Source organism: Aminobacter sp. GW821-FHT11F06, assembly GCF_058808215.1.
Genome location: NZ_JBXARL010000008.1, coordinates 145,874 through 163,334 on the forward strand (window position 1 = coordinate 145,874; position 17,461 = coordinate 163,334).

19 protein-coding genes and 1 pseudogene are annotated in these 17,461 nt (G+C 64.5%); 1 reads left to right on the forward strand and 19 read right to left on the reverse strand.

Annotated elements, in window-relative coordinates; translation table 11 throughout:
- Position 1: 1 nt before the first annotated feature.
- The 7 genes from trbL to trbB are packed head-to-tail and all read right to left on the reverse strand — an operon-like array spanning position 2 to position 6,564.
- Positions 2-1,351 (reverse strand): P-type conjugative transfer protein TrbL, encoded by a 1,350-nt coding sequence (gene trbL, locus AC1RTB_RS19860; RefSeq protein WP_492880805.1) that lies wholly within the window; start codon positions 1,349-1,351, stop codon positions 2-4.
- Between the two features lies 1 nt (position 1,352).
- A complete protein-coding gene (trbK-alt, locus tag AC1RTB_RS19865; protein ID WP_492880806.1) occupies positions 1,353-1,745 on the reverse strand; it encodes a putative entry exclusion protein TrbK-alt in 393 nt (130 codons plus the stop codon).
- A gap of 14 nt (positions 1,746-1,759) precedes the next feature.
- A complete protein-coding gene (trbJ, locus tag AC1RTB_RS19870; protein WP_492880807.1) occupies positions 1,760-2,518 on the reverse strand; it encodes a P-type conjugative transfer protein TrbJ in 759 nt (252 codons plus the stop codon).
- Positions 2,515-4,953: a conjugal transfer protein TrbE gene (gene trbE, locus AC1RTB_RS19875; protein ID WP_492880949.1), complete on the reverse strand. Its 2,439-nt coding sequence runs from the start codon at positions 4,951-4,953 to the stop codon at positions 2,515-2,517. Before trbE ends, trbJ begins: the two co-directional genes overlap by 4 nt.
- A gap of 14 nt (positions 4,954-4,967) precedes the next feature.
- Positions 4,968-5,249 (reverse strand): VirB3 family type IV secretion system protein, encoded by a 282-nt coding sequence (locus AC1RTB_RS19880; protein ID WP_492880808.1) that lies wholly within the window; start codon positions 5,247-5,249, stop codon positions 4,968-4,970.
- Positions 5,249-5,560 (reverse strand): TrbC/VirB2 family type IV secretion system protein, encoded by a 312-nt coding sequence (locus AC1RTB_RS19885; protein WP_492880950.1) that lies wholly within the window; start codon positions 5,558-5,560, stop codon positions 5,249-5,251. Before AC1RTB_RS19885 ends, AC1RTB_RS19880 begins: the two co-directional genes overlap by 1 nt.
- Before the next feature lie 17 nt (positions 5,561-5,577).
- Entirely contained in the window at positions 5,578-6,564 is a 987-nt protein-coding gene (trbB, locus tag AC1RTB_RS19890) for a P-type conjugative transfer ATPase TrbB (RefSeq protein ID WP_492880809.1), read from the reverse strand.
- Positions 6,565-6,707: 143 nt separating this feature from the next.
- Between trbB and AC1RTB_RS19895 the strand changes: the two genes are divergently transcribed.
- The gene (locus AC1RTB_RS19895) at positions 6,708-8,234 is read left to right on the forward strand and encodes a YaaC family protein (protein ID WP_492880951.1); all 1,527 of its coding nucleotides are present in this window, start codon (positions 6,708-6,710) and stop codon (positions 8,232-8,234) included.
- On the opposite strand, the gene AC1RTB_RS19900 is transcribed toward AC1RTB_RS19895, so the two are convergent.
- From AC1RTB_RS19900 to AC1RTB_RS19955, 12 genes and pseudogenes are all read right to left on the reverse strand, one after another.
- Positions 8,231-8,695 (reverse strand): CopG family transcriptional regulator, encoded by a 465-nt coding sequence (locus AC1RTB_RS19900; protein ID WP_492880811.1) that lies wholly within the window; start codon positions 8,693-8,695, stop codon positions 8,231-8,233. The two genes, AC1RTB_RS19895 and AC1RTB_RS19900, sit on opposite strands and share 4 nt — an antisense overlap.
- A gap of 9 nt (positions 8,696-8,704) precedes the next feature.
- A complete protein-coding gene (locus AC1RTB_RS19905) occupies positions 8,705-10,693 on the reverse strand; it encodes a conjugal transfer protein TraG (protein ID WP_492880812.1) in 1,989 nt (662 codons plus the stop codon).
- Between the two features lie 24 nt (positions 10,694-10,717).
- The gene (locus AC1RTB_RS19910) at positions 10,718-12,457 is read right to left on the reverse strand and encodes a relaxase/mobilization nuclease domain-containing protein (protein ID WP_492880813.1); all 1,740 of its coding nucleotides are present in this window, start codon (positions 12,455-12,457) and stop codon (positions 10,718-10,720) included.
- Positions 12,458-12,701: 244 nt separating this feature from the next.
- Positions 12,702-13,472: a lytic transglycosylase domain-containing protein gene (locus AC1RTB_RS19915; RefSeq protein ID WP_492880814.1), complete on the reverse strand. Its 771-nt coding sequence runs from the start codon at positions 13,470-13,472 to the stop codon at positions 12,702-12,704.
- A 3-nt stretch (positions 13,473-13,475) separates the two neighbouring features.
- On the reverse strand, positions 13,476-13,823 hold the full coding sequence (locus AC1RTB_RS19920) for a DUF736 domain-containing protein (protein ID WP_492880952.1): 348 nt from the start codon (positions 13,821-13,823) through the stop codon (positions 13,476-13,478).
- Between the two features lie 68 nt (positions 13,824-13,891).
- Positions 13,892-14,437, reverse strand: a complete 546-nt coding sequence (locus tag AC1RTB_RS19925) for a S26 family signal peptidase (RefSeq protein WP_492880815.1) — start codon at positions 14,435-14,437, stop codon at positions 13,892-13,894.
- Complete coding sequence (locus AC1RTB_RS19930; RefSeq protein ID WP_492880816.1) at positions 14,434-14,955, reverse strand: DUF2840 domain-containing protein; 522 nt, start codon at positions 14,953-14,955, stop codon at positions 14,434-14,436. The genes AC1RTB_RS19925 and AC1RTB_RS19930 overlap by 4 nt, the downstream gene beginning before the upstream one ends.
- Positions 14,952-15,145, reverse strand: a pseudogene (locus AC1RTB_RS19935) (hypothetical protein). The gene AC1RTB_RS19930 and the pseudogene AC1RTB_RS19935 overlap by 4 nt, the downstream one beginning before the upstream one ends.
- Positions 15,146-15,319: 174 nt before the next feature.
- The gene (locus AC1RTB_RS19940; RefSeq protein ID WP_492943835.1) at positions 15,320-16,111 is read right to left on the reverse strand and encodes a replication initiator protein A; all 792 of its coding nucleotides are present in this window, start codon (positions 16,109-16,111) and stop codon (positions 15,320-15,322) included.
- A gap of 114 nt (positions 16,112-16,225) precedes the next feature.
- On the reverse strand, positions 16,226-16,507 hold the full coding sequence (locus AC1RTB_RS19945) for a helix-turn-helix transcriptional regulator (protein ID WP_492880818.1): 282 nt from the start codon (positions 16,505-16,507) through the stop codon (positions 16,226-16,228).
- Positions 16,508-16,656: 149 nt separating this feature from the next.
- Entirely contained in the window at positions 16,657-17,298 is a 642-nt protein-coding gene (locus AC1RTB_RS19950; protein WP_492880819.1) for a DUF2285 domain-containing protein, read from the reverse strand.
- Entirely contained in the window at positions 17,219-17,431 is a 213-nt protein-coding gene (locus tag AC1RTB_RS19955) for a transcriptional regulator domain-containing protein (RefSeq protein WP_492880821.1), read from the reverse strand. Before AC1RTB_RS19955 ends, AC1RTB_RS19950 begins: the two co-directional genes overlap by 80 nt.
- Between the last annotated feature and the right edge of the window lie 30 nt (positions 17,432-17,461).

Genomic DNA, 17,461 nt, shown 5'->3' on the forward strand with positions numbered 1-17,461 from the left:
GTCAGTCGCTTTCGGAGAGATTGACGGAAGAGCCGCCGCCATGGCTGTCGCCGGATTTGACGGCATGGGCTGCGGCCTGGACGCCGTGGGCGAGTTGCTGCGAGCGCTTCATGCGCTTGGCCCAGGCCGGCGGACCGTCGCTGGCCGGAGCCGAGGCGGCCGCAGGCGCAGCCTCAGTCGCTCCGCCGTCGCTCGATGCGCCGCCGGAGATCTCGGCCGCGGCGCGCGATCCGGCCGCGTAGCTGGATTTCAGGCTGTCGGCCGCGCGGGTCGCGGCACGCTTCAAAGGCGAGGCTGCGGCCTTCGCGCCGGTGCTGGCGACATTGCCGAGACCCGAAGCAACGCCCGAAGCGCCGGACTGTCCGGCGGCGCCGAGGCTGTATGCCGTGGACGCGCCACCAGCGACAGCCGCGCCGCCACGGGCTGCTGCGGCTGCGCCACTGGCGAGCGCCGCGCCGCCGGAGGCGACGGCGCCGACAGTCGCCGCGCCGGCCGCGACCATGCCACCGGCGGCAACACCCGCACCGACCGCAGCACCAGCGCCGAGCTGCGGACCGCCGGAGACGAGGCCATTGGCGATGCCGGGGCCGAAAATGCCGAGGCCGAGTAGCGAGAGCGCAGCGAGCACGATCGCCATGGCATCATCGATGGTCGGCGTCTGGCCGCCGAAGCCTTGCGTAAACTGGGAGAACAAGGTCGAGCCGATGCCGATGATGACGGCGAGCACCAGCACCTTGATGCCGGAGGAGATGACGTTGCCGAGCACGCGCTCGGCCATGAAGGCAGACTTGCCGAACAGGCCGAACGGGATCAGCACGAAGCCGGCGAGCGTCGTCAGCTTGAACTCGATCAGCGTGACGAAGAGCTGGACGGCCAGGATGAAGAAGGCGAGCAGGATCAGCGCCCACGCGAACAACAGGCATGCGATCTGGATGAAGTTCTCGAAGAAGGCGACCCAGCCCATCAGGTCGGAGATGGATTCGAGCAGCGGCCGACCGGCATCGAGGCCGGTCTGCGCGACCTTGCCGGGACGCAGGAGGTCGGTGACGGAAAAGCCCGTGCCGGACGCCTTCAACCCGAGGCTCGCGAAGCTCTCGAAGACGATGCGGGCAAGATTGTTCCAGTTGGAGATCAGATAGGCGAAGACGCCGACGAACAGCGTCTTCTTGATGAGGCGCGCGATGATGTCGTCATCCGCGCCCCAGCTCCAGAACAGGGCGGCCAGCGTCACATCGATGACGATGAGCGTGGTAGCGATGAAAGCGACTTCCCCGCTGAGCAGGCCGAAACCTGAATCGATGTAGCGGGTGAAGACGCCTAGGAAATTGTCGATGACGCCGGTGCCGCCCATGTCAGTGCGATCCCGGACGTGCGGGCTCCGGCTGCATGACCGGAGCGGTTTTCTTCGGCGTCGGCTCCGGCGTGGGCGCGGGCTCGATCGTTGCGGTCGAGGTCGGCGCCTGCGGCGCGGCGGTCTGCGGAGCTTCCGTGTTCTGGCCAAGGAAGCGATCGCGGTTCGCGGCCCAGAGCTTGAGGCAGGTCGTGTCACGGGTCGCGGCCTCGCCCATATCCCGGCATCCGCGAAGCTGACGCTGCAGGGCATCAGCAGCATCGCCATCCTGCCGGAGGCTCAACGTGCGAACCACCAGCTCCTCCTCTTTCCGGGTCGGCTCGATAACGGTGGCCGTGATGGCGACGCCGACGAAGACGACGGCGCCGAGCCGGGCGAACATTTTGCCGTCCATGGCGATCGCCCCGCTCAATTCCGGTTGTCAAACATCTGGGCGTTTCCGGGCTGGTAGCCCGAGCCGGGCGTCAGGAACCGGCGACGCTGTTCGCGGCCCTGTTCGGCCGCGGCCGCGCGCTCGGCTTCGGTCAGCATCTGCGCGCGGCCGTTCGCCGCGACGACGGCGGTGAGATCGGCGAGCTGCTGGGCCTGAAGCGCGAGGAGCTGGTTGCCCGCCTGCGTGGCCTGCAGCGCGCCGGTCGCGCCCTGGCTCTGGCCGACCAGCGCCGACATCTGCGCGCGGTTGGTGTCGATGTTGCCGACGACGCCCGCTTGCACGCGCATCGCGTCCTGCAAACCGCCGACCGTATTCTGCCAACGCGAGCGGGCATCGAAAACGAGCTGGCGATCGCTCGCCGACATCGAGACGTTCCCGTATTTCTGCTGGAACATCTGGTCGATCTTCTGGACATCGTAGGCGATGTTCTGCGCCTGGCTGAGGAGCTGTTGCGTTTTCTGGACAGACTGCTGCAACTGCTGGAGCGCGGAGAACGGCAGGCTCGTCAGGTTGCGCGCCTGATTGATCAGCATCTGGGATTCGTTCTGAAGCGACGTGATCTGGTGAGTGATCTGCTCCAGCGTGCGCGCGGCGGTCAGCACATTTTGCGCATAGTTCGACGGGTCGAACACGATGATGGCGTGCGCGGGCGTCGCCAGCATGGGCGCGAGGGCGACGGGGGCGGTCAGCAGCGCGGCAGCAAAACGCGCTGCGCGGGAATGGCGCAGTTTCATGGGTTACTCTCCTTGGTGGTGAGGGTGGGAATGAGATCCGCGGCCCAGCCGACGTCGCGGTGGTGCAGCCAGGCGGTGAGAAAGCCGTCGCGGCCGTGCTCGGCGACGATGCGGGCGATGGCTGTCTGATTTGTCTTGGCGGATGCCGCGCAGAGCGCGAGCGCGACGTCGGACAGGCCGAGTTCGAAGAGGCGATTGCCGCGCCGCGACTGACAGTAGTAGTCGCGCTTGGGCATCGCCCGCGCGACGATCTCGATCTGGCGATCGTTGAGACCGAACCGCCGATAGATCGCGGTGATCTGCGGCTCGATCGCGCGCTCGTTCGGCAGCAGGAGCCGGGTCTGGCAGCTCTCGATGATGGCTGGCGCGATCGCCGAGCCGTCGATGTCGGACAGCGACTGCGTGGCGAAGATGACGCTGGCGTTCTTCTTGCGTAGTGTCTTCAACCACTCGCGGAGCTGGCCAGCGAAGCCCTCGTCGTCGAGGGCGAGCCAGCCCTCGTCGATGATGATCAGCGTCGGCGAGCCGTCGAGACGATCATCGATGCGGTGGAAGAGATAGGCGAGCACGGCAGGCGCCGCGCCGGTCCCGATTAGTCCCTCGGTCTCAAACGCCTGGACGGAGGCCGAGCCGAGATATTCATGCTCGGCGTCGAGCAGGCGACCATAGGGGCCGCCCACGCAATAGGGCCGCAGCGCCTGCTTCAGGTCGTTCGACTGGAGCAGAACGGCGAGGCCTGTGAGCGTCCGCTCCTCGACCGGCGCGCTGGCGAGCGAGGTCAGCGCCGTCCAGAGATGTTCCTTCACTTCCGGCGTGATCGTTACGCCTTCGCGGATCAGGATCGCGACCAGCCAGTCGGCGGCCCAGGCGCGCTCGGGCACATCATGAATGCGCGCGAGCGGCTGAAGGCTGACGCTGTCGATTGCACCATCGCTGAGATCGCCGCCGAGGTCGTGCCAGTCGCCGCCCATGGCGAGCGCGGCCGCGCGGATCGAACCGCCGAAGTCGAAGGCGACGACCTGCGAGCGCGCATAACGGCGGAACTGGATAGCCATCAACGCGAGCAGCACGGACTTGCCGGCTCCGGTCGGACCGACGATCAGCGTGTGACCGACGTCGCCGACGTGAAGGGAAAACCGGAACGGGGTCGAGCCTTCGGTCTTGCCGAAGAGCAGAGGGGGCGCTGCAAAATGCTCGTCCCGTTCCGGTCCCGCCCAAACCGCCGACAGCGGGATCATATGGGCGAGATTGAGCGTGGAGATCGGCGGTTGCCGAACATTGGCGTAGACATGGCCCGGCAGCGAACCGAGCCACGCATCGACCGCGTTGACGGTCTCCACCATCGCGGTGAAGTCGCGGCCCTGGATGACCTTTTCGACCAGCCGCAATTTCTCGTCGGCGGCGCGCGGATCGGCGTCCCATACCGTCACCGTCGCGGTGACATAGGCCATGCCGGCATAGTCGGCGCCGAGTTCCTGCAGCGCCATGTCGGCATCCGCGGCCTTGTTCGCCGCATCGGTGTCGACGAGGACGGACGCCTCGTTGGTCATCACCTCCTTGAGGATCGCGGCGATCGACTTGCGCTTGGCGAACCATTGCCGGCGGATTTTGGTCAGCAACTTAGTCGCGTCGGTCTTGTCGAGCAGGAGCGCGCGGGTCGACCAGCGATAGGGAAAGGCGAGCCGGTTCAGCTCGTCGAGTAGGCCGGGCGTCGTCGCGGTCGGGAATCCGGTGATCGTGAGGACGCGAACATGCTGATCGCCAAGCCGTGGTTCGAGGCCGCCGGCGAGGTGCTGGTCGGCGAGCAGCGCATCGAGATAGATCGGCGTCTCGGGAACGCGGACGCGATGGCGCTTGGTCGAGACGCAGCCGTGCAGGTAGGTCAGGGTCTCGGCGTCATCGAGCCAGCGGCATTCCGGCATGAAGGCTTCGACCAGGCGCAGTATGCGGTCGGTGCGATCGGCAAAGCCGGTCAGCGCCTCACGGGGATCGATGCCGGATTTCTCGCGACCCTCGTAGAGCCAGGTTTCCGCGCGTGCAGCGTCTTCGGCCGGCGGCAACCAGGCGAAGGTCAGGAAATAGCTGGACTCGAAATGCGCGCCCGCTTCCTCGAAACCTGCCTTGCGCTCGGCATCGACCAGGGCCGAGGCCGCGTCGGGAAACTTGCTGTCGGGATAGCGGTTCGAGGGATGGCGCTGCGCCTCGACAAAAATCGCCCAGCCGGAGCCGAGACGCCGGAAGGCGTTGTTGAGACGGCCGGCGACAGCGACCAGCTCGGCAGGAACGGCCGAGTCGAGATCGGGTCCGCGGAATTGCGCGGTGCGCTGGAAGCTGCCGTCCTTGTTGAGGACGAGGCCGGCGCCCACCAACGCGACCCAGGGCAGGAAGTCTGCAAGCCGGCTGTTGCGATTGCGATATTCGGCGAGGTTCATCACTGCCAAGCCCTCCCTCAGACCGTGAGATGCGCGGGAATGCGCAGGTGCCGGCGCACGACGTCGACGAAGAGCGGATCGCGCTTCGCCGCCCAGGCAGCCGCGACGTGCCCGATCGCCCAGATCGCAATGCCGACGAGCCAGAGGCGCAAGCCGAGGCCGACCGCCCCAGCGAGTGTCCCGTTCATGATGGCGATGGCGCGCGGGGCACCGCCGAGCAGGATCGGCTCGGTCAGTGCCCGATGGACCGTGACTGTGAAGCCGGGCACTTCGCCGGCCTGATCCACGATGCCCGCCATCAGACGAGCGCTCCGCCGCCGAACGAGAAGAAGGACAGGAAGAAGCTCGACGCGGCGAAGGCGATCGATAGGCCGAACACGATCTGGATCAGGCGGCGGATACCGCCCGACGTGTCGCCGAACGCCAGGGTCAGGCCGGTGACGATGATGATGATCACCGCAATGATCTTCGCCACCGGGCCTTCGATCGACTGGAGGATCTGTTGCAGCGGCTGCTCCCACGGCATCGACGAGCCGGAGGCGTGGGCGGCGGGGCCCATCGCCACGCTGATGACGATAGCTGACGCCGTCATCATCAGGCGGCGAGGCATTCTGCTGGCATGCGAGATCATGCGGATTCTCCTTCATTGGGCTTTGAGGTGATGGGGGTGACGCGGTAGTCGCCATCGAGGCCGAGAGCGTCGACACGGGCGAGTTCGGCTAGCCGGCGCGCGGAGCCGCGGCCGGACAGGACTGCGACGAGATCGATCGTCTCGGCGATCAGCGCGCGAGGGACGGTGACGACTGCTTCCTGAATGAGCTGCTCGAGGCGGCGCAGCGCGCCGATGGCGCTGCCGGCGTGGATCGTGCCGATCCCTCCAGGGTGCCCAGTGCCCCAGGCCTTGAGCAGGTCGAGCGCCTCCGCGCCGCGGACCTCGCCGACCGGAATACGGTCGGGGCGCAGGCGCAACGACGAGCGCACGAGATCGGAGAGCGAGGCGACGCCATCCTTCGTGCGCATGGCGACGAGGTTCGGCGCCGCACATTGCAGCTCGCGCGTGTCTTCGATGATGACGACGCGATCGTCGGTCTTCGCAACCTCGGCGAGCAGCGCATTAGTGAGCGTGGTCTTGCCGGTCGATGTCCCGCCGGCGACGAGGATGTTGGCCCGCGACGCAACGCCCTGGCGGAGCGCGACGGCCTGCTCCGCCGACATGATGCCGGCCGCGACATAGTTGTCGAGCGTGAACACGGCGACGGCGGGTTTGCGGATCGCGAAGGCGGGTGCGGCGACGACAGGCGGCAACAACCCCTCGAACCGCTCCCCCGTCTCGGGCAGCTCGGCCGAGACGCGAGGGCTCCCGGCATGGACCTCGGCGCCGACATGATGGGCGACCAGGCGGACGATGCGCTCGCCGTCTGCCGCCGACAGCTTTTCGCCTGTGTCAGCCAAGCCTTCCGACAGCCGGTCCACCCAGATGCGTCCGTCTGGGTTGAGCATCACCTCGACGACGGCAGCGTCTTCCAGAAATCTGGCGATGGCGGGACCGAGCGCCGTGCGCAGCATCCGCGCCCCGCGTGCGATCGCCTCCGGTTTATGATGGTGAGCGGCCATGTCGTCCCCGATGCCAATGGGGACGCAACAGATCGGTCCCCGAACGGGGATGATTAAAAGAGCCGCAAATCGCGATGATTCAACAAGGAATCAAGGGCATAGTAGTGTAGCGTGCAAATACAGGGAAACGGCAAAGCTTGAAGATGAAGCAGCAATCAGCAACATCAAGTCCAAGGCTTGAGCTACTTCGGCGAGATATCGAGCAGATCGTGCTCAAACCACTTCGGACCCATGGTTGGTCAATCGTAGACATGCAGGAATTTGTGCATGGAGACCTGATCAAGTTGACGGCGCAACGGGGGACAGAGTCGGTTCGAATTGCCATTCTCTACAGCAGCAGCGGAATCTCCAATCAGCAGTATCGTGCGCTAGGAAACGAGGTCGAGCACATATTTTTCCACGGCCAACCGTATATGCTAGAGTCGTTCGCAGTCGGTGTAACGATCCCAGTGGAACCGCTGAGTAACTTTTTTCCATTCCTAGTCGGGCTAAACAAGCGGATCGAGCCCGATCGCTCCCCCCAGCTACAGATTCAGCGCCAGAAAACTGCAAAACGCCTCACCGCAGAGAACCCGCTCGAAGCTGTTCTTATGCGGCTTCAGCAATTCACAAGTGTAAACTTGGCGACCAAGCTTGTTGAACGCCGTGCCGCAGCGGAAGATGCTCAATTGCTTCCTGACGCCATGACGACCAAGGCCACCGGCATTGCTTTCTCGATGCGCAGTGCGCTTGATTATATCATCTCCGCAACCGGAGATCGGCTCAACAAACGTGTTCTCGGACTCTATTATGGGACAATGGCCTTCGCGCAGGCAGAGATGCTGGCATCACCAACGGGGCCGATTGACCTTGATGAAGTCGAAGGAATGACCAAACAAGGACACGGTCTTTATACGCTCGCCGGCTCGAACGGGATTTTTTCGGATCTTCGTGTTGGAGTTTTGGCAACCGGGTTTCTGCCGCAATGGGCGAGCTTTCTTGGTTACGATACGTCTAGCTATCCGACGCGAAAAGCACGTTCTCTTGGCGATATCGAAAAACAACCTCAAGGCACCGTATGCTCGCTTCGCGACCTGTTCGCATCGGTGCCTGAGATCGATGATCTCTTCTCCGAGGTCTTCAATGGGACGGCGAACTGGGTATCTGCTCACTACGACAGTAAGACCAATATGCAGTTTTCAATCCACGGCAGAGGGGAAAAGAAGGCTGACAGCACGTACGGTCTGTTTCATGATCGCTCGGGTGAAATTTCTACCGAGCGCCTGAACAATGCCGGTTGGCCTCTCGCAGAAATCCAAAGAGTGGATGACTTTTCCGGTCCGGGAACCATGTTCAGGGCTCGTGTCGACCACGTTGGTCACGATGTCTGGTGGAACGTTCTGCCAACACATTCCTCGCCATTCGGAACACGAAGCGCTCTCCTGTTGCCGACACTTGGAGGGCTCAGAGACTATCGATTGATCGCTGCCGCAACCCTCTATGCCCTTTCGATAATGGTTCGCTATATGCCCAGTGCATGGCGGCGCATTGAAGGGGGCGATGAAGATCAGTATTTGGCGCTGGTCAAGGCGGCTTTAAGCGTCTGGGAACGCGTACTTCCAGAGCAATTCCTCGAAAGTATTGCGGGCGAATCCGTATACACGGCGCAGCCAGGCAGTTTTTTAGGTTAATCTGGCGGAGCGTGTGCCTCTCGGGAATTATTATCATCGTAAGGGGCGGCAATGTCTTCGGAAATCTCCTGCCGCAGCTTCGGCCCCTTGGCGAGACGGCGCCCGAGCGCGGTAACGAACTGATCATAGCGTTCACCGGCCTTGGCGCGGGCGGCCTGTGCAGCCGGTTCCGGTAAGGTGGGTGTGGTCGTGACCCAGTATTTGATGAACACCGCGAGGCTTTCCACGGCGATGCCGACATCGCGCTCAATCCGGGTCATGCGGCGATCGAGCTGGTCGAGCCGTTTGGTGATGACCGCCTCCTGACGTTCGGCCGCATCGGGTGAGAGGAAGGATTCGATCGCTGCTTCTGCGACCAGCGATCGCGAATGGTCACGGCGCGCGGCGTGCTCCGCCAGGCGGCTCATGACAGCGGGATCGAGATAGGCGGAGAGGCGCTGTTTGCGGCGTGGTTTCGTCATCGGCGCGCCTCACAGGTCCATGCCGTCGCCGGGATCGAGCGAGACCTGACGCGCGAGGCCCTGCATGAGACGGTTCATCCGGCTGTTGCGCGCCGCATCATCTTCGACCTCATCCCCGTCGGCATTGATCTCGAACGGGTTGTCCATCGGTACTTTCTTCTCGACGGGGTTCACGCGACTGAGTTCCGGTTGCTGGCGGCGTCCGGATTCGGTCGGATCGTCATCGGTGGTCTGCGTGGCTCCATTGATCTCGGCGATCTGCGGACGCAGCGGCTGCGGTAGCGCGGTCCAATCATCGGGTTGTCGCTGCTTCGGTGCGGTGAGCGCGGGCGGTGGCAGCAGGCGTTCCTTGAACCGGGCATCCTCGTAATAGCGCGCTTTCTTCGCGCGGATCGGCGGCGTGCCCGCCACCATGACGATCTCGTCGGCGGGCGGAAGCTGCATGATCTCGCCAGGTGTGAGCAGTGGCCGGGCCGTTTCCGAGCGCGAAACCATCAAATGGCCGAGCCAGGGTGACAGCCGGTGGCCGGCATAGTTCTTCATGGCTTTCATCTCGGTGGCGGTGCCGAGCGCATCCGACACGCGCTTGGCGGTGCGCTCGTCGTTGGTCGCGAAGCTGACGCGCACATGGCAGTTGTCGAGGATCGAATTGTTCGCGCCATAGGCCTTTTCAATCTGGTTGAGCGACTGCGCGATCAGGAAACTCTTCAGGCCGTAGCCCGCCATGAAGGCCAGCGCCGACTCGAAGAAATCGAGCCGCCCAAGCGCTGGAAACTCGTCGAGCATCAGCAGTAGACGATGGCGTCCCGCCTTCGCCTGCAGATCCTCGGTCAGGCGTCGGCCGACTTGATTGAGGATCAGGCGGATCAGCGGCTTGGTACGATTGATGTCGGAGGGTGGCACGACCAGGTAGAGCGTGGTCGGTCGCTTGTCGCCTACGATGTTCGTGATCCGCCAGTCGCAGCGGCGCGTCACCTCCGCCACGACGGGATCGCGATAAAGCCCGAGGAACGACATGGCGGTCGAGAGGACGCCCGACCGCTCGTTGTCGGACTTGTTGAGCAACTCGCGGGCGGCGCTGGCGATGACTGGGTGCGGTCCAGCTTCGCCGAGATGGGCTGTCTTCATCATCGCGGCTAGCGTCGACTCGATCGGTCGCTTCGGGTCGGAGAGGAAGGCTGCGACACCAGCCAGCGTCTTGTCCCCCTCAGCGTAAAGGACGTGGAGGATCGCGCCGACCAGCAGCGCGTGGCTCGTCTTCTCCCAATGGTTCCGCTTCTCCAGCGAGCCTTCGGGGTCGACCAGGATGTCGGCGATGTTCTGGACGTCGCGGACCTCCCATTCGCCGCGGCGCACCTCGAGCAGCGGATTATAGGCCGATGATTTCGCGTTGGTCGGATCGAACAGCAGCACGCGGCCGTGCTTTGCGCGGAAGCCAGCGGTGAGTTGCCAGTTCTCGCCCTTAATGTCGTGGACAATGGCCGAGCCCGGCCAGGTCAGCAGCGAGGGCACGACAAGGCCGACGCCCTTGCCTGAGCGGGTCGGTGCGAAGCACAGCACATGCTCCGGCCCGTAATGGCGCAGATAGGCATGATCATAGCGCCCCAGCACGACGCCATCGGGACCGAGAAGGCCGGCGGCATCCACCTCCTTCTTTTCGGCCCAGCGCGCCGAACCATAGGTCTCGACCTTCTTGGCTTCGCGCGCCCGCCAGACCGACATGCCGATAGCGACGGCGATCGAGATGAAACCGCCGGATGCGGCGATGAAGGCGCCCTCGACGAAGATCGACGGCGCATAGGCGTCGTAGAAATACCACCACCAGTAAAAGGCGGGCGGATAGTAAAACGGCCATCCGAGGACCGTGAACCAGGCCGGCCCGAGCTGCGCCTGAAACCCGAGCTTCCACGCGACATATTCGGTGGCGCCCCAGCTGGTCCCGAGCACGATCAGGAAGACAGTGAGGATCTGGCCCCAGAGGATTTTTGTTGCCGACATGACGGCGGTCCTTTCCGAGAGAGGTTAGAGGCCGAGCCCTCGCTTGCGGCCGAAACTCCAGTCGACGCCGCCGTCGTTGCGTGCGACGCCGGAGACGTGCTTGCCGAGCCGCTTTTCGAGGGAGGGCGACCAGGGCACGAGCTGGAATCCGAAGCCATCGTCCAGCATGGCGAAACGGCCCGAGGCGAGCGTGAGGCGCTGGCGGTACGTGCCGGCGACATATTCGCCGCTTCCCGCGCGATTGAACGGCTGGCCGGTCTCGGCGGCGAACTTTTCGCCAACCGCTTCCAGTTCCCGACGACGCAGCGCATCGATGAGCCCGCGGTTGTAGGTGACGCGCTGGCCATGGCGTTCCCCAAAGCCCTGTCCAACCAGATGATCGGCGCGCCGATCCATCGCGTTCCGAACGACTGCGCCGAAGCCGCCCTCGGACAACGCAGCCGGTTCGCGGGCGATATTCTGCCGGTCGAGCCAGGTCGCGCCCGTCGCCGTGATCTGCCGATCGATGTCGAGATCGGAGCGGATTGCGATCGCAACACGCCGCTGCCCCTGCGCGTCATCGAACTTGCGCAGTTCGACGATCGAACCCGGCGCGCTGTCGCCGACTGCATCGAGGTCGGGTAGCTTGATGTGGTGCGTGCGTCCATCGACGCCGTCAACCACGGCGTAGGCCGTGCCTTTCAGTTCGTCGTTGAGACCGCGCTCGATCAGCCGGCCGATGATTGGCGTATCGAGGCTCTCGGCTGCAAGAACGTAGCTGGCCGAGCCGCGCTCGATGCCGCGCTCGGTCAACGCCCGGTGCATGCGCTTGATGATGTCGCTGCGCTCGCCGAGTTCGCACAGCGTCGCCTCGGCCTTCGCATCGATCATCCATTGACCGGGGCCGATCTGTTCGGCGAGCCCGAGCGTTTCCAGCCTGCGAAGCCGTCCGACCTTCAGCGCGTGATATTCGTCGGGCGGTGTGTTCGGATCGGCCGCCATGTCGATGACGCCGGTACCGTGACCGTCGCGAACAAGCTGGCGATCGAGCTGCGTCCAGCGTTCGGCTTCGACCTGACGTTCCAGATTGCGGCGAATGTCGAGATCGGTGCGCGGGCCAAGCTCCTGCGTGACGAGATCGGCCGCGCGGGCGCGCATTCCTTCCTTGATGTAGTCGCGCGCGATGACGAGGTCCTGGCCGTCATCGGTCCGTCCGCGCACGAGGATGTGGACATGCGGATTGTCGGTGTTCCAGTGGTCGACACTGGCCCAGTCGAGCTTGGTGCCGAGATCCTTGTCCATCTGCCCCATGAGATCGCGGGTGAAGGTCTTGAGGTCCGCCATGTCGATGGCGTCCTCCGGCGAGACGATGAAGCGGAAGTGATGCCGGTCGTCCTGGCACCGTTCGGCGAAGGCGCGGCCATTCACCTCATCGGTGTCTGGTCCGAATAGCCGCGCCTTCTCCCCGTCGCGGGTCACGCCTTCGCGGCGCAGATAGGTGAGATGGGCGGCGAGTGGCGCGGCGCGCACAGTGTGGCGCACGACCCGAGTCTTGATGATGACGATGCGCGAACGGCCAGTCAGGAGGCGGTTGGCGCGAACGCTCGCCGTGCGTCCGCGCCCGAAGGTAGAGCGATTGCCGGGGCTGATCCGACCAGAGCGCGAAACACGGGCGCCGGCCTTCTGCGCGGCCGCCAGCGCCTGTGCGATGAAGGGACGCGCGGCCTGGGCGCGCGTCGAACGGATGCGGCCTGGCCGAATACGGAATTCGTTGTCGCCGGTCATGGCCGATGCTCCGCACATCGCGCCAAGCGCAGGAAACCCTTGAGAAAACGGGTTTGCCGCGAGGTGCGTGAAAACTCCGCACCTCGCGAAATCGCTGCATAACCCCTTGAAAAACCACAACCGACCGAAGCCGCACCTCGCGGCCTTTTATCTCGCCATCCTCCGGTTGTGTTGCCTGCCTCCCACCCCTGCGCCCTCTGAGATACGCTGGTGTGCGATCCGCTGCGAATGAGGCCGAGGCTCGTCATCGCGGCTCTCCGGCGGTGGTCCGCGCCACGAACAATCCGTTCGACTGTAGCACGATAGCGGAAACATCGCGTACGGCGGTCGCGGCCGGGGCGTCATCCGCAGGTCGTTCGGCCGACACGGAAGCGGCGGCTGAATTGCGGCTAGGCTGCGCGACGAACAGCGGCGCGCGTATCCACGCCGATCGGTCGATCTCGGCGGCGGCCGGATTCGCGCCAGCGGAACCGTCGATGAAGGGCGCGAGCAAGGCGACATAGGCGCGCGTCTCCGCCGGCAACGGGCGGCCGGAAAGCGACTCTTCATAACGTCCGGGTCCGGCGTTGTAGGCCGCGAGAAATCCCGGCGAGCCGTAGCGATTGTGCAGTTCGCGAAGATAGGCCGTGCCCGCGAGTATGTTGTCGCGCGGATCGTAGGGATCGCGGCCGAGGCCGTGCCGCGCGCGCAAATCGATCCAGGTCGCGGGCATGATCTGCATCAGGCCCATCGCGCCGGCGGAGGAAAGCGCGCCCGGCTCTCCGGCGCTTTCGGCGTGCATCACCGCCCCGATCCATGCGATCGGAACGCCAAAGCGCCGCGATGCCTCCGCGATATGATCGGCATAGGGATCGCCCGGCGACGGTTGCGCGATGGGAGTGCCCTGCGCCATCGTGACCGCGGGTATGACGCTCGCGAGGGAAAGGCCGGTAAGGAGGAGGAGAGCCATGCGTCGGGCGGATTGAGACCGCCCGTACGCACTCCGACGGCTCGTCGATGGACGGCGAGCAGACATGGATTAGTCCTTCTCGCCGCGATCGCGCGGGCGCGACCAGTGCAGCGACCAGGCGTTGCCGGCATCGTCGTCGCGGAACAGGTTGGCGCGGATCGGCTGCGGCAAGGCGGGATCGTCGATCAGCAGCGCGACGTAATCGCCCGCGCGTTCGCCAGTGCGTTTCCAGCCTGCGCCGATCTCGGGGCCTGCTTCCGCTTTGCCATCGTCGCTGGCGTGGATCCGGTAGTCCGGCGCGTTCTCGGTGTCGGACGGGTCCGCCGGAACGATGACAACGTCACGGAAGAGCGTGAATGTCTCAAGGCGTCCGGCAAAGCCGGTGGTTTCGCGTGTGAATTGACCAATCTGTGGCATGGCTGTTTCCTTTGCGGTGGTGTTGGGAAAGCCATCGACGGACACCGCTTCCGCCGATGGGGCAGCGTTCAGCGCGTCGGTGCGCACCATTCGAAACGGCCGTGCCCGTCTTCGTCGGTCCACAGCGGGATTGCGCGGCCGATGATCTGGTGGGTGGAGGTCAGGCCGAAATAGCGGCCGTCGAGGCTGTCACGGACCTGCCAGTTCATCAGGAAGACTTCGCCGGTGTGGATGCGGCGGCAGCCTTGCCAGATTGGCAGTTCACGCCCGGTGCGGTCGCGCTCCAGCGCCGCGCCCACTTCGACGCCATCGACGGTGATGGTGAGGTTCGAGCGGCAAACGGTCTGCCCGGAAACGCCGAGGATGCGTTTCATGAGCGGCACGCCCTTGGGCAAGTAGCCGCGTGTCGCCATGAAGGTCGCGAGCGGTTCGGTCGCATCGACGGCGACAAGATCGGTGACTTCGAAGGGACCGTCGAAGTCGATGGTGTAGAAGCCGATCGGCGCGCTCGCCGACGCATTCAAGATGAGTTTGGTCGGCATCGGTGTGAGCGCCGGATAGCCGACGCCCATCGCGGCGAGCGTCGTCGCGAGGAGAAGTCCTGCGCGGCTCACGGCTCCGCCCTCCGGCGCAGCAGGAAGGCGCGGTGATGTTCGAGCATGTAGGCGCGCGGCTCATGTCCGGCGGTCAGTCGGTTGTGGACGTGGCGCCAGTGATCGGGCGAGACAGCTTCCGGATTGATGCCGAGACGCTCGATGGCGTCGATCGCTTGCAGCACGCGCTCGACCTTGGGCCAGCTCTCGATCTTCAGCAGGATGTCGCCGCCGGGCCGCACGAAAGGCAGCGTTTGGTACGCCTCGCCGCCCGACACGGCGCGAACGATGTCGATGCGCGAGATGATCGTGCCGAAGTCGTTCGAGGCCCAGCGCACGAAGGCGAAGACCGTGTCGGGCCGGAACGACAGGACGCGCCGGCGCCGGTCGAGGATCTGTTTGTGCGCGTGGGTGCCGAAGCGTATCCAGTTCTCGACCTTCTTCTCGACCCAGGTCAGTTCGACGTGGGTGAGGTTGTCGTGCGGGAGCGCGGCCGGTGTCGGGCCGCCGCGCATGCGGGAGGCCGCGATGCCGGTCATGGTGTTTCTCCTGGGGTTGACGGGAATTCGCGCGCGAGCAGCTCGGACAGCATGTTGGCGACGGTGACGCCGCGCTGGAACACGATGATCTTGATGCGCCCGCGCAGGTCGGCGTGATGTCGATGGTGAGCCGTGCGGTGAGAGCGGCCACATGGGCAGCTCTCGGTCGGCGTTGCGAGGTTATCCTCAAGCCTGCAAAGGCGCAGGTTCGTTAGAAAGATTCCGAAGGAATCCAGGTTAGATAAGTTACAGCGGCCACAAGGCTTTGAATCGCGACGATGAATCGTCGATTCCGGTCCCCGATAGCACGAGCATCGGGTCCCCGATGGCACGATAGGGGCGGTCCCCGATAGCACGAGTGATTTCACAGCTTATCCCCCGAGCGCGTTGACGATTTCCGTTGCTGGCGCGACGGGGTGAAAGAAGTCGGATCGGAGCCGACAAAGGTGAGGACGTCTGGGCCATCGGTCCGGTGCTCGATGGCGAGGCGGTAGCCGGGCAGGGGCTGCCGGCGGATGATGTCGCGCAAGTCGTAGGCGAAGTGCTTGAGCGGCGAGAGGCTGCCGGATTTCTGGTGCAGATGCGCGAAGTCGAAGCTCCATCCAAAGGACTGGCGACCGCCATGCTTGCGCACGACCCGGTAGAGCCAGCGTTCGAGGCCGCCGGTCAGGTCGAAATACGCCCGGTCGATCGTCAGCACGAGCGCGTCATCAAGGACGGCGCGATAGAACCAGTCGGGCAGGATGAGTTCCATGCCAACGGGGCGTCCGTTGCGATCGTTGCGCTCCTGCCATTCGTTGATCCAGGAGAAGCGATGGCGGCGGCCTTCCGCCGGCTGGCGAATGGAGGTCGCGACCGTCGTGGACTGGAGCCGATCGAGTGCAGCCTTCAAGCGCTGGTAATCGCGCGCGCCGACGCCGCGGCCGGTGAAGGTCAGGATCTCGTATGGTGTGGTCGCCATCAGGCGCGAAGTGCGCAAGCCAGCGTCGCGGGCGTTGACGATCTGGCTGGCGGCCCAGATCAGGATGTCGGCGTCCCAGATGGTGGCCATGCCGTGATCGGGCACGGCCTCGACGCGGATGGTCACGTCGCCGGCCTTGAAGTCGATGGGCGCGACGCGTTTGGATTTTGCGAGGGAGAAGAAGGGATAGGCCATGAGGTCTTGCGCATCGCGGGGCGCGAAGTCGCCGGGGAGCGCATGGAACAGATCGAGCTGTCCGCGTTCCGAAGGTAGGCGAGTCCGAGCCGACAAGAGGGAACCGCCGCGCGATCAGCGGGCGTAGCGACCGGCCTGAGCCGGAGGTGTCGTTGGATAGCGCTTGGCGGGCAGGACTGTGCCACGCGGATCGGAAGTGGACGTCACCGCGCCGCGATCGGCCCAGGCTTCGAGATCGTCGATGGCGTAGACGACGCGGCCGCCAAGCTTGCGATAAGCGGGGCCAGTTCCGTAGGTCCGATGTTTTTCGAGGGTGCGGGCGGAGAGACTGAGGAAAGTGGCCGCTTCCTTGGTGCGCAGAAAGCGCGGCGGCAAGCCGGTGTTTCGACCGTTCATCGGACGTCTCCATCGCATTTGTGAATGCCGCTGAGATCAAGCGGCGGACACGGGTGATGATGGAGAAGGGGGACAGCGCTGTTCAGGTGCGAAATGAGCGGGTCGAATTTCGCACACGCAAAATGCCGCCGGCTTTGCCAATCAGAAGCTCAGGAGCCGCGACGCCGGAACCGCAGCAACTGGCGGTAGCCGCCATTAATCATCTTGTGGCCGTCGCGTATGAGGCGGAGCGTTGCATAGCGAAATGGTGACTCTTGCCATTCCGCTGCGATGACGAAGCGCGAGCCAAACAGCACATGGGCTATTTCGAAATGGGAAGCGCCTTCGATGCGGCCGTCGAGGGCGCGAAGCATGCGACCAAGTCGAGTGCGTTGCGATGACGTCAGCCGCGGGTCCGGTACGCTGCGTCCCTTGCACGATCTGATAAACCTGTCGACCGCTGAAAGTCGTTCGGGTGCCTTGGCGTCGAGGGGCACTATCGCTGCCAGAGCGTGCTTGCTCTCGGTGCCATGAACAAGCGCAATCTGCCAGCCATTTGCTGCAGACAAATTGCGCATATGCTCACCGAACTCGTCCCTTTGTGAAACTGCCGGCGGTAGAGCGGCCTGGACGTCGGCGTCCTCCGCCAAAAACGGCGGAGTATTGACCAGCAGGATGACGCCGGGGTCGACCTCTGGTGTCCAGTAAACCGGCTGCTTTGCCGCCGGGCGCTCAGGATTGGCTGGGAAATCGCAGCCCCCACCGTCTCCGCAGCCTGTTCGGGGACGAGGAGGCCCGCGTGGAGCCTTCATTGTGCATGTCTGCGAACTCGCGCTGGTAGGCTGCATTCCTTCGAAGGAATTCCCAGGCGAGTGCGTCCGCTGGTGCTTTTCCGATGAAATCATACGCCTGCGAGCTGTGCCACTCAGACGAATCCGGCTTCATCCATCCCCCCTGCTATTTGCGGACCATTCA

Coding starts and splice junctions, on each gene's coding strand:
- trbL (WP_492880805.1), bottom strand. CDS start 1,351: ATGGGCGGCACCGGCGTCATCGACAATTTCCTAGGCGTCTTCACCCGC.
- trbK-alt (WP_492880806.1), bottom strand. CDS start 1,745: ATGGACGGCAAAATGTTCGCCCGGCTCGGCGCCGTCGTCTTCGTCGGC.
- trbJ (WP_492880807.1), bottom strand. CDS start 2,518: ATGAAACTGCGCCATTCCCGCGCAGCGCGTTTTGCTGCCGCGCTGCTG.
- AC1RTB_RS19880 (WP_492880808.1), bottom strand. CDS start 5,249: ATGGCGGGCATCGTGGATCAGGCCGGCGAAGTGCCCGGCTTCACAGTC.
- AC1RTB_RS19885 (WP_492880950.1), bottom strand. CDS start 5,560: ATGCCTCGCCGCCTGATGATGACGGCGTCAGCTATCGTCATCAGCGTG.
- trbB (WP_492880809.1), bottom strand. CDS start 6,564: ATGGCCGCTCACCATCATAAACCGGAGGCGATCGCACGCGGGGCGCGG.
- AC1RTB_RS19895 (WP_492880951.1), top strand. CDS start 6,708: ATGAAGCAGCAATCAGCAACATCAAGTCCAAGGCTTGAGCTACTTCGG.
- AC1RTB_RS19900 (WP_492880811.1), bottom strand. CDS start 8,695: ATGACGAAACCACGCCGCAAACAGCGCCTCTCCGCCTATCTCGATCCC.
- AC1RTB_RS19905 (WP_492880812.1), bottom strand. CDS start 10,693: ATGTCGGCAACAAAAATCCTCTGGGGCCAGATCCTCACTGTCTTCCTG.
- AC1RTB_RS19910 (WP_492880813.1), bottom strand. CDS start 12,457: ATGACCGGCGACAACGAATTCCGTATTCGGCCAGGCCGCATCCGTTCG.
- AC1RTB_RS19915 (WP_492880814.1), bottom strand. CDS start 13,472: ATGTCTGCTCGCCGTCCATCGACGAGCCGTCGGAGTGCGTACGGGCGG.
- AC1RTB_RS19920 (WP_492880952.1), bottom strand. CDS start 13,823: ATGCCACAGATTGGTCAATTCACACGCGAAACCACCGGCTTTGCCGGA.
- AC1RTB_RS19930 (WP_492880816.1), bottom strand. CDS start 14,955: ATGACCGGCATCGCGGCCTCCCGCATGCGCGGCGGCCCGACACCGGCC.
- AC1RTB_RS19940 (WP_492943835.1), bottom strand. CDS start 16,111: ATGGCCTATCCCTTCTTCTCCCTCGCAAAATCCAAACGCGTCGCGCCC.
- AC1RTB_RS19945 (WP_492880818.1), bottom strand. CDS start 16,507: ATGAACGGTCGAAACACCGGCTTGCCGCCGCGCTTTCTGCGCACCAAG.
- AC1RTB_RS19950 (WP_492880819.1), bottom strand. CDS start 17,298: ATGAAGGCTCCACGCGGGCCTCCTCGTCCCCGAACAGGCTGCGGAGAC.
- AC1RTB_RS19955 (WP_492880821.1), bottom strand. CDS start 17,431: ATGAAGCCGGATTCGTCTGAGTGGCACAGCTCGCAGGCGTATGATTTC.